Here is a 14,093-nt window from a genome sequence, read left to right as displayed (position 1 = left end):
GAGTCAATTCTCCTCGTCAGCAGCCGAAAGCGGTCGCGCCGGTGTACGGGTCTGGCCTGGGCCACCCGCTAGCGAATGTGCTGCGTGCGGCTGCGGCCCCTTGCGTACCAGGCGCATCATGTAGCCGATGCCCGTGCCAAACAGGGCGAAGTACACCACCACGAATATCACCAGGGTGAAGGTCAGTTGTTCGACCGAATGGCGTGAGGCCGCGTCGACCGTACGCATCACGCCATACACCACCCAGGGCTGTCGGCCAACTTCGGTGGTGATCCAGCCCGCGAGCATCGCGATCAGCCCCGATGGCCCCATAAACAGTGCGAGGTACAGGAATGGCCGGCACTGGTACAGCGTGCCGCGCTTGCGCAGCCACAGGCTCCACAAACCCAGTGCGATCATCAGCATGCCCAGCCCCGCCATGATGCGGAACGACCAGAACACGATGGTCGAATTGGGCCGGTCTTCGGGCGCAAACGACTTGAGTGCAGGTATCTGATGGTCCAGGCTGTGGGTCAGGATCAAACTCCCCAGGTAGGGAACCTCAATACTGAAGCGGGTTTTCTCCTGCACCATGTCCGGCCAGCCAAACAAGATCAATGGCGTCGGTTCGTCATTGGTGTTTTCCCAATGGCCTTCGATGGCGGCCAGTTTCGCCGGCTGGTGCTCCAGCGTATTCAGCCCGTGCATATCGCCAATCAGCGCCTGCAAAGGCGCGACGACCAGCGCCATCCACATGGCCATAGAAAGCATGCGGCGCACCGCGGGGTTATCGCGCTTCTTCAGCAAATGCCAGGCGCCCGACGCCCCGACAAAGAATGCGGTGGCAACAAACGCTGCCGTCGCCATATGTGCCAAGCGGTAAGGGAACGAAGGGTTGAAAATCACCGCCAGCCAGTCGGTGGGCACCACTTGACCATTGACGATCTCGTAGCCTTGGGGTGTCTGCATCCAACTGTTGGACGCCAAAATCCAGAACGTGGAGATGATCGTGCCCAACGCCACCATACAGGTCGAGAAAAAGTGCAGACCCCGTCCGACGCGGTTCCAGCCAAACAGCATGACTCCCAGAAAGCCGGCCTCAAGGAAGAACGCCGTCAACACTTCATAAGTCAGCAGCGGCCCGGTAATGGAGCCTGCAAACTGTGAAAAGCCACTCCAGTTGGTGCCGAACTCATAGGCCATGACCAGGCCGGAGACGACGCCCATACCAAAGTTCACCGCAAAGATTTTGGACCAAAAGTGGTAAAGATCACGGTACGTATCATCGCGGCTCTTGAGCCACAGCCCTTCCAGCACCGCCAGGAAACTGGCCAGCCCAATGGTGATGGCTGGGAAGATGATGTGAAATGATACAGTGAATGCAAATTGCAGTCGGGCGAGGTCAATCGCCGATAGCGTGGACATGGGCAACCTCGAATAGAAAGTGACTCAGCGCCGGCGAAACAACGGCCGCGGCTCGATAACGGAACGTCCATACAACACGCTCATGCCACTCAGTCCCTTGAGAGCGTCTTCAGCGGATTTGTCTTCGCGAATGGCGAAGCTGGTGAAGCCGCATTGGCGCATATGGCTGAGCTGATCACGCAATACGTCGCCAATTGCGCGCAACTCGCCCTCCCAGCCCATGCGTGTGCGCAACAGGTAGGCTTGGCTGTAGGCGCGGCCGTCGCGAAAGCTCGGAAAATCCAAAGCGATCATCGGCACTAGGTAGAGCCAGGGGGCAAGGTCGTCCAACTCGTCGTCCGGGCCCAACCACACGCCGTGCAGGCTCATCCGGTGCAGCGGTTGTGTGGCCTGATACGCCAGCCAGCGTGCCAGAGACAGAATCAAAGGGCCCGACGGCAGCTCACCGTCCTGGTCGCGAATCAGCGTCCAGGCATCATCGAGGGCCAGGTACGCAGCATCTTCCCCCAGTTTGAGCAGGTTATTCATGCCGCCGGCTCCTGACGTGCCGAATACACGCGCTCTTTGAACGGCTCGATACCTATGCGGGTGAAGGTATCGATGAAGTTTTCGTCGATCTCGCGATAGTCCGCGAAGGTGTGCACCACTGTTTCGATCACACCAGGGATCTGCTCGGCACTGAATGACGGCCCGATCACTTTGCCCAGCGCGGCCGCCTTGCCTTGAGCACCACCCAAGGTGATCTGGTACCACTCCTGCCCGTTTTTATCGACGCCGAGGATGCCGATGTTGCCAATATGGTGGTGACCGCAGGCGTTCATACAACCTGAAATGTTCAAGCTGAAATCGCCGAGGTCGTGCAGATAATCCAGGTCAGCGAAACGCGCTTGGATCGCCGCCGTGATCGGCAACGAACGGGCGTTGGCCAACGCACAAAAATCACCGCCTGGGCAAGCGATGATGTCGGTCAGCAAACCGGCATTCGCTACGCCAAGCCCCTGTGCACTGGCGAGTGTCCAGAGAGCGTGCAGATCGGTTTTGCGCACATCGGGCAGGATCAGGTTTTGCTCATGGGCAATGCGGATCTCGCCAAAGCCAAACCTATCGGCCCAGTCCGCGACGGCTTCCATCTGCGCGGCGCTGAGGTCGCCAGGCGGTGTTTCGGCACCGGGTTTGGTCGACAGCACGACGCTGACATAACCCGGCACTTTATGCCCCTGTGTATTGCGCGCTACCCAGCGGGCAAAGTCGGCCGAGGCCATTAACTGCGTACCGAAACTCAGGGAGTCATCGGGCAATACTGCATAGTCCGGGCGGACAAACGCATCAGCGACACGCTGGTACTCGGCGTCGGTCAGTTGCGCCGGACCATCCCTGAGATGCTGCCATTCCTGCTCGACTTCCGCTGCAAAGGCTTCGATGCCCAAGGCCTTGACCAGGATCTTGATGCGCGCCTTGTACTTGTTGTCCCGCCGACCGTGACGGTTATAGACCCGCAACACCGCCTCGACGTAGGACAACAAATGCTCCCACGGCAAGTCTTCGCGGATCTGCTGCGACAGAATCGGTGTGCGCCCGAGCCCACCACCGACCATTACACGCAAGCGTTTTTCGCCCGCGGCATTGGCGTACAGGTACAGGCCGATGTCATGCATCATGATCGCCGCGCGGTCTTTTTCGGCAGAGCAAATGGCGATCTTGAATTTGCGCGGCAGGTACAAGAACTCAGGATTGATGGTCGACCACTGTCGCAGGATTTCAGCCAAGGGGCGCGGGTCGATCAGCTCGTCATCGGCGACACCGGCAAAGGCTTCGGTGGTGATGTTGCGTACGCAGTTGCCCGAGGTTTGAATCGCGTGCATATCCACGTCGGCGAGGCGCTGGAGAATGTCCGGCACCTGGTGCAACTCGATCCAGTTGTACTGCAAGTTCTGGCGCGTGGTGAAGTGGCCGTAGCCGCGATCAAAGTCACGGGCGATATGAGCCAGGGTGCGCAATTGATGGGACGCGAGGGTGCCGTAGGGAATCGCGACCCGCAGCATGTACGCATGCTTTTGCATGTACAGGCCGTTTTGCAGGCGCAACGGCAGAAATTCTTCCTCGGCCAGTTCGCCTGCTAGAAAGCGTTCCACTTGATCACGAAACTGCGCGACCCGCTCATGCACGACGGCACGGTCGTATTCGTCGTATTGGTACATCGTCATAGGCCTCATCAGCGCCTGCCCTCTTTACGGGGCAGATTCGATGCCGAGCACTATCCTCCGATGCCATGCACTGAAACAGATTCACATTATTGATAAAAAAGCAGATCAGATTAGCCTAAGAGCTATCAATGCGGTCAGTAATCTGATCTGTATGTAATAAGCAAATATCACTCTGTTATTAAAAATCGGGAATTCATCGATCTAGCGCCCCTTGACCCGATAGCTCAATTGCGCCCGGGTCATCCCCAGCATTTGCGCGGCCACCGTGTAGTTGCCCTGGCTGCGCTGCATGGCAGTGTCCACCAGCGAGCGTTGGAGTTCTTCAAGCGAGGAGCCAAGCACCACTGGCTCACCTCTCAGGAAATCAGCCAGGCGCCTTAACGGCGGCTCACCCTCAGACTTCGCAGGTCTCACCGTAGCCACGGCAGGCGCCGGCGTCATCGCCAAATGCCCGTGGGCATTGAGGCCAATCGCCTCGTTGAGGGGGTTGCTGGCGCCCAGCGCCAAGTGATGGATATCCATCAGCTCATGGTCTTGGGCACTGATGACACCGCGCTCGATCAGGTTTTGCAGCTCACGGATATTCCCCGCGAACGGATGTGCCAAAAAGGCGTTCACCAGTCGGCTGGTAAAGCCGCTGACCGTACGGCCATGACGCTGGCAAAACCTGCGCAGAAAGTGATTCATCAGCAACGGAATGTCATCGCGCCGTTCGCGCAGCGGTGGCAAATGAATCGGGTAGACGTTCAGTCGGTAGTACAAGTCCTCACGAAAACGCCCGGCCTTGACCTCTTCCAGCAGGTCAAGATTGGTCGCTGCCACAACCCGAACATCGACCGGAATCAGCTTACTGCCGCCGACCCGTTCAATCTCCCCTTCCTGAAGCACGCGCAGCAATTTGCCTTGGGAAGCCAAGCTGAGGGTGGTGATTTCATCAAGAAACAGCGTGCCGCCATCGGCCCGTTCAAAGCGCCCACTGCGCGAGCGGTCTGCCCCGGTGAATGCGCCGCGCTCGACGCCGAACAACTCCGACTCCACCAGGTTTTCGGGCAAGGTGGCGCAGTTGAGCGCAATGAACGGCTTCTTGCTGCGCGGACCTAGCGTATAGAGGCGGTGAGCGAACAGTTCTTTGCCGACACCCGACTCACCGGTGAACAATACCGTGGCCTGGGTCGAAGCCACCCGCCGCAGCATGTGGCACGCGGCGGTGAAGGCCGATGAAACACCGACCATGTGCCTGGCATCCTCACTGTCGCCTGGCTCGTCACTCCCCGTATAGGCACTGCGATTGAGGAAGTCTTCGGCATTGAAGTGATCCAGATCGCCTTGTACGTCCGGCCATTGCTGCGCTGGTTTGCCGATGATCCGACATTGGCTGTGCCCAGTGGAGCGGCATTCGACTTCACGATAGACAATCAAGCGCCCCAGCAATGTCGAGGCGTAACCACTGGCATAACCAATCTGCATCCAGCACGCCGACTCGCTACCGATGCCATGGGCGGCAATATGGCTGTCGTCTTCGATAGAGTTGTGCCAGAGAAACTCGGCATAAAAGTGCTGGTTGGCATTGTCGAATTCAAAACGCACCACCTCGTTTTTCACCAGCCCTTGCAGTGAATGCAGGCGTGGACCGGCCGAAAACAGCGCCGCGTGGTCGCCTTCCGGCCAGCGTTCGCTGACCAACTGCGCATCGCGCGCGCCCGCCATCCAGCCTAATCGGGTGAATAACCCACGGGTTTTGTCCAGGCCGATGGTCTCGGTCAATTCGCGGCGCAACGCTCCCAGCGCAAGACTGTGCATCAGCATGACGCGCTGGCCGCACAGCCAGATGCTGCCGTCTTGCGGGGCGAAGGCAACGGTTTCAGCGAGTTGTTCAAGAGTGGGCACATGCCCGAGGGTGAGATGATCCTGAGGATCGCTCAGCAGGTCAGGCACGCAGGCGCCTGGATTACTTATGTTCGGCGAGATCATCACGGCGTTCCTGACGCTTGCCGCCCCCGTACCGGGTGCGACAAACAGTGGAGATGGATGGGCGCAATAGTCCCATCCGCCGCAGCAACTGCCTAGGCGACAGCGTCTTGAGTGTTCGGTAATCGAACAGTCAAGACGCTGCTTATTCCGTTACAAGCCGTGGCCAGAAGCGAGGATGTGCGAGTGCATACCGCCGTCTACGGCCAGGTTGGTGCCGCGCATCCAGCGCGAACCGTCGCTAAGCAAAAACGCCACCACTGGCGCGATATCCGTGGCCCGGCCTGGGCGATCCATGGTTTTCATGTCTTCCTCGGCACGGGCACCGAGGGTCTCGATGAAGTCCTTGAGAATCGGTGTGTCCACCGGGCCAGGGCTGACTGCATTCATGCGAATCCCGCGCTCGCGCCAGGTCCAGCGGTTTTGCAGGGTCCAGGCGATCAAGGCTTCCTTGGAGAAGAAATAGCTGCGCGGGCCGATAATCTCGTGCTGCTCACAGAAAGCTGCTGTATCGGCAAAGCTCAGGCTTTCAGCGGCCTTGATGCTCGCCACGGCGTCTGGCCAGCCCGCGCCGGCCAGAGAGGCCAGGTTGACGATAGAGGCGTTATCCGCAAGTTTGGGCAGTAGCCTCAGGGTCAGATACTTGAGACCGACCAGGTTGACCTTGATCACCCGCTCGGCGTTTTGGGTTGGCGGCAGACCGGCGATATTTGCCAGGCCGTCGATACCCCGAGGCAGTTGCGCGAGCAAGGCATCGATCGACTCCTGAGAGGAAAGGTCCGCCTGGATAAACTGATCGACCTCCACCTTGGGTGGGTTGATGTCCACCCCAATCACCCGTGCACCTTGCTCGCGGGCGATACGTGCGGTTTCTTCACCAATACCGGAAGACACCCCGGTGATGACCAGCGTTTTATTGTTCAACATGAAAACTCTCCGGCGCAGGGCTTAAAAAGGGTACTGACGTGGGCTGTGCTGAACGCTGATCCAGTGATCGGTGGTGAATTCCTCGATGGCCCAGTCGCCATTGAAGCGCCCCAGCCCGGAGTTTTTCTCGCCGCCGAATGGCGCGTGGGCTTCGTCGTTGACCGGGATATCGTTGACGTGGGTCATGCCCGCCGTGATCTGGCGGGCGAAGCGCGCACCGCGCTCCAGGTCGCCGCTGAACACCGCGCTGGACAGGCCGAATTCGCTGTCATTGGCCAACGCCAGGGCATGATCTTCATCCCGAGCGCGCTGGATACCAACCAAGGGCCCGAAGATCTCTTCGCGAGCAATTTCCATATCGTGGGTGACATCGGCAAACACATGGGGCGGCAGCAATTGGCCTAGCACCTCTCCTTCCACCACTACGCGCGCGCCCTCCTCCTTGGCGCGCCCGATTTTTGCCACCAGCCCCTGCAATTGTTTGGCGTTGATGATTGGCCCGATCACGGTGTCGGCTTCGTCAGGGTTGCCGACCTTAAGCGTGCGCACGCGCTCGGCGTAACGCGCCACGAACGCGTCATAGAGACCGTCTTCCACGATGATGCGGTTGATCGCCATGCAGATCTGCCCCTGATGCAGGAACTTGCCCATCACTGCGGCATTTACCGCCTGTTCCAGGTCAGCATCTGCCAGCACCACGAACGGGCTGTTACCGCCCAATTCTAACGCGACATGCTTGAGATGCTCGCCACCGCTGGCCAACCGACCAATGTTCAAGCCCACCGGGGTGGAGCCGGTGAAGGAAATGAATGTCGGCACCTCGTGGGCCACGAACGCATCGCCAATTTTGGCGCCTGAACCCACCACCACACTGAGTAAACCGGCCGGCAGCCCGGCTTCTTCGTAGATCCGCGCCAGCAGCAGGCCACCAGTGACCGGTGTGTCGCTCGCGGGTTTGATCACCACCGCATTGCCCAAAGCAAGTGCCGGAGCCACCGAACGCTGGCTCAGGTGCAACGGGAAGTTCCACGGGCTGATCACCCCGACCACACCCAGCGGTTCGCGGTAGACGCGATTCTCTTTGCCGGGCACGTTGGACGGCAAAATCCGCCCATGCACGCGGGCCGGGAAGGATGCCGATTCCAAGGTAATGCCGCGTGCCGCACCCCATTCGATTTGTGCTTTAAGTCGGGTGCTGCCGGACTCGCGGATGATCCAGTCGATGATTTCTTCGCGGCGCTGATCAAAGATCTGCACCACCTTGTGCATCACTGCGGCCCGAGCGGCGGGGCCGGTGGCGGCCCATTGCTTTTGCGCCTCGGCGGCTTTGCGGTAGGCCTCATCCAGGTCGTCGCGGTCAGCCTGGACAATCTCGGTCAGCAGGCTGCCATCGAACGGATTGTGTACCAGCAACACACTGCCATCGCGGCCGTCACGCCAGTGGCCGCCAATGAATTGTTGGTTGAAGACAGGGAATTTTTCGGCAAGGTGAGTCATGAAAAACCTCTTATTGGTCTAGCCCCGAAATGAGGGGTACACACTTGAACGGTCCAACTGCCCTGTTCTCCTATCAATTCACATGCCAAGACGTAGGACGGGTATTTGAGCCTTTGAAACCGGGAGAGTACGAAAAATAGCATGCGCCATACAGACGTGCGCCTGCCCATCCACTTAAGCATTTCATTCACGAAATTCTCAAATGGATGGTCAGGCGCGCTGTTCGCCGAACCAGGTTAAAAGTCGAAAAAAACCGTCTCCAGCTCGCCTTGTACGCGGATGTCAAAACGATAAGCCAACTTGCCCTCCACCGTACAACGCTTGGCGATCAGCGTTTCGCGGCGCTGCGGTTGCTCGATCAGGTTCAACACCGGGTCAACCGCGTTAGCCTGCGCTTCATCCTCGAAATACAGGCGCGTGTGCAAGTGAATATTGATGCCGCGCGCAAACAGAGAGACGTTGACGTGCGGCGCCATCGGCACGCCTGCTGCGTTGTTCACAGTGCCAGGTTTGATGGTGTTGACCGTCCACTCGCCGCTGTCGGTGGTGGCCGTTCGGCCAAAACCGTTGAACGGTTTTTCCAGGTTAAATTCGGCGTCGTAAACGCCAGCGTGGTCGGCCTGCCAGAGTTCCAGGAACGAGTCGCGGATCAAGTGACCATTGCCATCGTAAACACTGCCGATCAGCACAATGTGCTCCCCCGGCGCGCCAGGTTTTGCCATCTCGTTCCAGATTTCCTGCTCGCGGGGCGCATTGCCCGCCGCTTCCAGCGCAAGGCCGATGTGCACGTACGGACCGGCTGTTTGTGAAGGCGTTTCCTGCAACAGTTCAATAGCCATGGGGCACGCCTCCTCAGCGGTTTTCGAAGTGGGTCTGGCGCTGGCCGCGCAACACGATATCAAAGCGATAGGCCAGGCAATCCATGGGGTTGGCCATGCTCATGTCGAGTTTGGCGATCAGGCTTTGCACCGCGTCCGGGTTGGCAATCGACTTGACAATCGGGCACATCGGGATCAACGGGTCGCCTTCAAAATACAGCTGGGTGATCAGCCGCGTGGCAATCGATGGTCCGCTGATGGAGAAGTGAATATGCGCCGGGCGCCAGTCGTTGGGGCCGTTGCGCCAAGGGTATGGGCCGGGCTTGACCGTGCGGAAACTGTAGTTGCCATCGCGATCGGTGATGGCGCGACCCACACCGCCAAAATTGGGGTCAATAGGTGCCAGGTAGCTGTCTTTCTTGTGACGGTAGCGGCCGCCGGCATTGGCTTGCCACATCTCCACCAAGGTGTTGGCCACCGGCTTGCCGTATTGGTCGCAGACCCGGCCGGCGACGATGATGCGCTCGCCGATGGGCAAGCCACCTTGATTGAAGTTCAGCAGCAGATCGTTGTCGTACTGGCCCATCTTGAGGTGGGAAAAGTCCGGCCCGCTGGTTTCCGAAACCGACTGGGGAATACTCACCAGTGCCTGGCGCGGCGAACGCAGAATTGAGGTTTTGTAGTCAGGTGCCAGGGCTTTGGGGTGCCAATTACGGTCACGAATGACGAAGCGGCTAGTGTGCGCATCAGACATATCGATTTCCTTATTATTGTGGGAAGAAACTGCCTGTGCAGTCGGCAGCGCCCCCATTCTCCCTAGCTACGCCCTCATTCAATATTGAAATAAACCCCACCATCCATAACCGGATGGTTATGGATAGACGTCCTCACGCTAAGCCTGGCCCACTTCGCGCAGCACCGCCACACACCACTGCGCGGCCAACGGCATGGGTAGCGCAGGATTGCTGCATAGCCCCACCGAACCGCCGGGTTCTCGCACGCCCAATTCCAGCTCTACCAGCTCACCTCGACTCAGGTCTTGCCTGACAGCGTCAAAGGGCGCGACCCAGATCGCATCGCTGCACTCGACATAACGCCGGCTCAGGGTCAGGGATAACGTCTCCAAGCGCTGGCGTGGTGGGCTGATGCCGTGCTGCACAAACAGGCTGTCGGCGAATTTGCGGATGGTGGTACCCGCCAATGGCAGCACCAGCGGGTAGTCCTCAAGGCGCTCCGGCACCAGCGGCTCAGCCAATAATGGATGCCCGCCTCTCACCACTAACGTCATTGACTCACTGTACAAGTGCTCAAAAGACAGGCCCAGGATCTGCGGACTGTCGGTCATGCGGCCAACCACCAGATCCAGCTCGCCGACGCGCAGCTGGGACAGCAGGTAGGCGCTTGGCCCCGTCGCCACGCTCACCACCAGCGCGGGATGTCGGGCGTGCAGGCGGCGCACCACCTCCGGCACCAACAGGCTTTCCACGGTGGACAGCACGCCAAGGCGCGCGGTGACCGGCTCATGCTCGCCGGAGCGCAAACAGTTTACCCCTTCACGCAGCGCCATGACGCTGGGCCCGGCGTACCGCAGAAACGCTACGCCAGCGTCCGTCAGCGCGGCGCCTTTCTTGCTGCGCACGAACAGGCTGGTCGCCAGCAGAGTTTCCAGCTCCTTGAGGGTCTTGGACAGCGCCGGCTGGCTGATTGCTAGCTTGTCCGCAGCACGCGCCAGACTGCCCTGGCGCGACACTTCAAGGAAACACACCAGGTGGCGAAACTTGATACGGGTGTCAATGTTCACAGGCGTTCACTGCCCTTTGAGGTCTGGTATCCGTTAGCGCTGGATACGAAATTGGGTGGGCGACTGCCCGGTGCTGCGCTTGAAAAAACGCGAGAAATACGCAGGTTCCGAAAAGCCCAGGCTGTCGGACACCTGGTTGACGGTCATGGTGGTGTAGACCAAATCGCGCTTGGCCTCCAGCAGCAGACGCTGATTGACCATTTGCAAGGCCGATTGCCCGCTGAGGCGTCGGCACAGGGCATTGAGGTGCGCCGTGCTGATCCCTAGCATCGCCGCGTACTGCTCGATGGGCAGATGCTCGCGAAAGCGCAGCTCTAACGCGCGCGTGAACGCCTGCAAGTGCTCACGGCCACGGTCCAATTGCACGGCGTCCGAAGGCAGGCGCTCCAGGTTGCGACGGCTAAGCCAAATCGACAGCGCCGTGATCAAGGCGTGCAGCATCGAATCTCGATGGGAATGTTGCTGGCTGTATTCCTGGGTGATGGCCGAGAACAATGTGTCCAGGTACGGGTGCGTGGAACCGATGGTGTAGCAGGCAGCCGTGGTTAGCACCGGGCTATTGAGCTCGGCGCCGAGCTGTTCCACCAGCGGCTGCGCCAGGCTGAGGACATGCCCCTGGATGTCCTCGGAAAACTTGAAGGTGTGCACGCTCAGCGCTGGCACCACTTGCAAGGACGGCGAGTCGATGTGGTTAACCACCTCTTCGACCTTCAACGTCGCCCGCCCTGCCTGCACATACAGCAACTGCACCAGATCGCTGTGGCGGTGGGGTTTGATTTCCCAACTGTGCAGCTTGCTGCGCTCGGGGATTGATTCGCAATGAATCAAATCGGGCGTCGGCCAGGCACTGGTTTCACCGTAGAGCTTGAACACCGGAACTGGCATAGCGGCTGTTTTCGACATTTACCCTCCCTTGCACCCATCCACGAAAAGTCCATGAAATCTGGCAAATAGTGCCTTCATATCCAAGGCTTATCCACCAAAAATACAGGACACAAAAATAACAGTGCCTGTAGGGCGTCACGCTCGCAGTCACATAAGAGGACTCTTGCATGAAAACCCAAGTCGCCATTATTGGCTCCGGCCCCTCTGGCCTGCTGCTCGGCCAACTGCTGCATCGCGCCGGCATCGCCAACATCATCATCGAACGCAAAGACCCCGACTACATCCTCTCGCGCATTCGTGCCGGCGTGCTCGAACAAGGCATGGTCGATCTGCTGCGCGAAGCCGGCGTGAGTGAGCGCATGGACGCCAACGGTCTGGTCCACGATGGCTTTGAACTGGCCTTCGACGGGCGCAGCGAACGCATTGACCTCAAGGCCCTGACCGGTGGCAAAACCGTGATGGTCTACGGCCAGACCGAAGTTACCCGTGACCTGATGGAGGCTCGCGAGGCGGTAGGCGCACTGACGGTGTACAACGCCGAGAATGTACAGCCCCACGACATGAAGAGTGACAGCCCCTACGTCACCTTCGACTACAACGGCGAGACGGTGCGTGTGGACTGCGACTACATTGCCGGCTGCGACGGTTTCCACGGTGTTTCGCGCCAGTCGATCCCGGCAGAGAGCCTGAGTATTTTCGAGCGGGTCTACCCCTTCGGCTGGCTGGGGATATTGGCTGATACTCCTCCGGTCAACCATGAGCTGATTTACGCCAATCACGAACGCGGCTTTGCCCTGTGCAGCATGCGCTCGCCAACCCGCACGCGGTATTACGTGCAGGTGGGCGCCGAGGAAAAGGTCGAGGACTGGTCGGACGAGCGCTTCTGGGAAGAACTCAAGCTGCGCCTGCCACCCCATGTCGCTGCGCAGTTGATCACCGGCCCCTCCATTGAAAAGAGCATCGCGCCACTGCGCAGTTTTGTAGTAGAACCCATGCAGTACGGCCGAATGTTCCTGCTCGGCGATGCCGCCCATATCGTCCCGCCTACCGGCGCCAAAGGCTTGAACCTGGCGGCCAGCGATGTGAGCACCTTGTACCGCATCCTGCTCAAAGTGTACGGCGAGGGCCGCACCGACTTGCTGGAGAAGTACTCGCAAATCTGCCTGCGTCGCGTGTGGAAGGCTGAGCGCTTCTCGTGGTGGATGACCTCCATCCTGCATCGCTTTCCCGATACGGATGGGTTCAGCCAGCGCATCCAGCAAACCGAACTGGACTACTTTGTAAGCACCGAAGCCGCACGCAGGACCATTGCCGAGAATTACGTCGGCCTGCCCTACGAGGCTATCGAGTAAGGTGGGCAACGGCGGGGCTTGCAACGGCCCCGCCATTGGCAGTCACTGCGCCGGTTGCAGACAATCTACCGACAAGTCCCGCACCGCAGCACAGCCCATATTGGCCAGGGTGCGATCCATTTCGTCCCTGATGATAGCCAGCACTTGACTGGCGCCCTCTTCGCCCGCAGCGGCCAAACCGTACAACAGCGGACGGCCGATCAAGACGGCATCGGCGCCCAGCGCCAGGGCCTTGACCACATCCGAACCACGTCGGAAGCCGCTATCAATCAGCACCTTGCCAGGCTGCGCGGTGGCGATTTCTTGCAGGGTGGTCATGGGCGAACAACTCCCATCCAATTGTCGACCGCCATGATTGGACAAAATCACGCCATCCGCACCCAATGCGATGCAATGTGCGGCGTCGGCCGGGTGGAGGATGCCTTTGACAATCAAGCGATGGGGCCAACGTTCGCGCAAACGCTTAAGCGACTCCCAATCGAAACTGGCGTCCATTTTTCGTGACAACAACGCCGCTTGCAGTGCCACGTTATTCGCGTCCTGATTGGCGAAGTTGGCCATCTGCGGCATGCCGCCGGCCAACAGGCTCAGCGACCAGCGTGGATGCAGCATCCCATCCAGCACAACCTTGGGTGTGTATTTGAACGGCAGGCCAAAGCCGCTGCGCAGGTCACGCTCGCGCTTGCCGTTGACCGCCACATCGGTGGTCAACACCAGCGTGCGGTACCCGGCCGCCAGGGCACGGGCGACCAGTTGATCGGCCAGATCGGGATGCACCACATACAGCTGAAACCAGAGGTCGCCGCCGGCTTCGTCGGCAACCTCCTCGATCGAGGCATTGGCCGCCGTCGACAACATGAATGGGATGCTCGCTTTCTGCGCGGCTCTTGCCAGCGCGATGTCACCCTTGGGCCAGAACGCACCACTCAAGCCCATGGGCGCCGCCATCAGGGGCAACGCTTGAGTGACGCCGAGTACCTCGGAGGTGAAGTCGCGGCGGGCCACGTCCACCAAACGCTTAGGGGTAAACTCCCAACGGTCGAAGGCATCACGGTTACGTTTCAGGCCTTTTTCGTCGTCTGCGCCGCCTTCCAGATAATCGAACACCATAGTGGGCAGGCGGCGCCGGGCCAATGCCCGAAAGCCCTCGACGCTGAATACTGTACTCATGCAAGCCTCAAGGCAGGTTAAGCATAAAAAGAAAACCCCACTCTAGGGAGTGGGGCTGCATGGATCA

General features: G+C 59.5%; 12 protein-coding genes. 1 reads left to right on the top strand and 11 read right to left on the bottom strand.

All coding sequences use genetic code 11. The features are described from left to right. Positions 1-3 precede the first annotated feature (3 nt). The 10 genes from PSH81_RS12695 to PSH81_RS12650 form a co-directional block, all read right to left on the bottom strand. Positions 4-1,404, bottom strand: coding sequence for a cytochrome ubiquinol oxidase subunit I (locus PSH81_RS12695; protein ID WP_305392671.1), 1,401 nt, complete (start codon positions 1,402-1,404; stop codon positions 4-6). 24 nt (positions 1,405-1,428) lie between these two features. Further along, positions 1,429-1,932: a DUF934 domain-containing protein gene (locus PSH81_RS12690; RefSeq protein ID WP_305392670.1), complete on the bottom strand. Its 504-nt coding sequence runs from the start codon at positions 1,930-1,932 to the stop codon at positions 1,429-1,431. Further along, a complete protein-coding gene (locus PSH81_RS12685) occupies positions 1,929-3,602 on the bottom strand; it encodes a nitrite/sulfite reductase (protein ID WP_305392775.1) in 1,674 nt (557 codons plus the stop codon). Before PSH81_RS12685 ends, PSH81_RS12690 begins: the two co-directional genes overlap by 4 nt. Before the next feature lie 207 nt (positions 3,603-3,809). Then, positions 3,810-5,564 carry a sigma 54-interacting transcriptional regulator gene (locus PSH81_RS12680; protein WP_370694913.1) on the bottom strand — a complete coding sequence of 585 codons (1,755 nt, stop codon included), beginning with the start codon at positions 5,562-5,564 and terminating at the stop codon, positions 3,810-3,812. Between the two features lie 165 nt (positions 5,565-5,729). Further along, complete coding sequence (locus PSH81_RS12675) at positions 5,730-6,503, bottom strand: coniferyl-alcohol dehydrogenase (protein WP_305392668.1); 774 nt, start codon at positions 6,501-6,503, stop codon at positions 5,730-5,732. Between the two features lie 21 nt (positions 6,504-6,524). Then, positions 6,525-8,000 carry an aldehyde dehydrogenase family protein gene (locus PSH81_RS12670; protein ID WP_305392667.1) on the bottom strand — a complete coding sequence of 492 codons (1,476 nt, stop codon included), beginning with the start codon at positions 7,998-8,000 and terminating at the stop codon, positions 6,525-6,527. Between the two features lie 236 nt (positions 8,001-8,236). Next, positions 8,237-8,839 (bottom strand): protocatechuate 3,4-dioxygenase subunit alpha, encoded by a 603-nt coding sequence (gene pcaG / locus PSH81_RS12665; protein ID WP_305392666.1) that lies wholly within the window; start codon positions 8,837-8,839, stop codon positions 8,237-8,239. A gap of 13 nt (positions 8,840-8,852) precedes the next feature. Then, entirely contained in the window at positions 8,853-9,572 is a 720-nt protein-coding gene (gene pcaH, locus PSH81_RS12660) for a protocatechuate 3,4-dioxygenase subunit beta (RefSeq protein ID WP_305392665.1), read from the bottom strand. Between the two features lie 138 nt (positions 9,573-9,710). After that, positions 9,711-10,619 (bottom strand): pca operon transcription factor PcaQ, encoded by a 909-nt coding sequence (gene pcaQ, locus PSH81_RS12655; RefSeq protein WP_305392664.1) that lies wholly within the window; start codon positions 10,617-10,619, stop codon positions 9,711-9,713. A 33-nt stretch (positions 10,620-10,652) separates the two neighbouring features. Next, a complete protein-coding gene (locus PSH81_RS12650) occupies positions 10,653-11,522 on the bottom strand; it encodes a helix-turn-helix domain-containing protein (RefSeq protein ID WP_305392663.1) in 870 nt (289 codons plus the stop codon). Between the two features lie 149 nt (positions 11,523-11,671). Between PSH81_RS12650 and pobA the strand changes: the two genes are divergently transcribed. Beyond that, positions 11,672-12,856 carry a 4-hydroxybenzoate 3-monooxygenase gene (gene pobA / locus PSH81_RS12645; RefSeq protein ID WP_305392662.1) on the top strand — a complete coding sequence of 395 codons (1,185 nt, stop codon included), beginning with the start codon at positions 11,672-11,674 and terminating at the stop codon, positions 12,854-12,856. A gap of 42 nt (positions 12,857-12,898) precedes the next feature. Here pobA and PSH81_RS12640 read toward each other — a convergent pair whose 3' ends face one another. Further along, positions 12,899-14,026, bottom strand: coding sequence for an alpha-hydroxy-acid oxidizing protein (locus PSH81_RS12640; protein WP_305392661.1), 1,128 nt, complete (start codon positions 14,024-14,026; stop codon positions 12,899-12,901). Between the last annotated feature and the right edge of the window lie 67 nt (positions 14,027-14,093).

It is taken from the genome of Pseudomonas sp. FP2335, from assembly GCF_030687535.1.
Lineage (GTDB): Bacteria > Pseudomonadota > Gammaproteobacteria > Pseudomonadales > Pseudomonadaceae > Aquipseudomonas.
The sequence above is the reverse complement of the archived record's forward strand: the minus strand, read 5'-3'. Positions and strand labels throughout refer to the sequence as shown.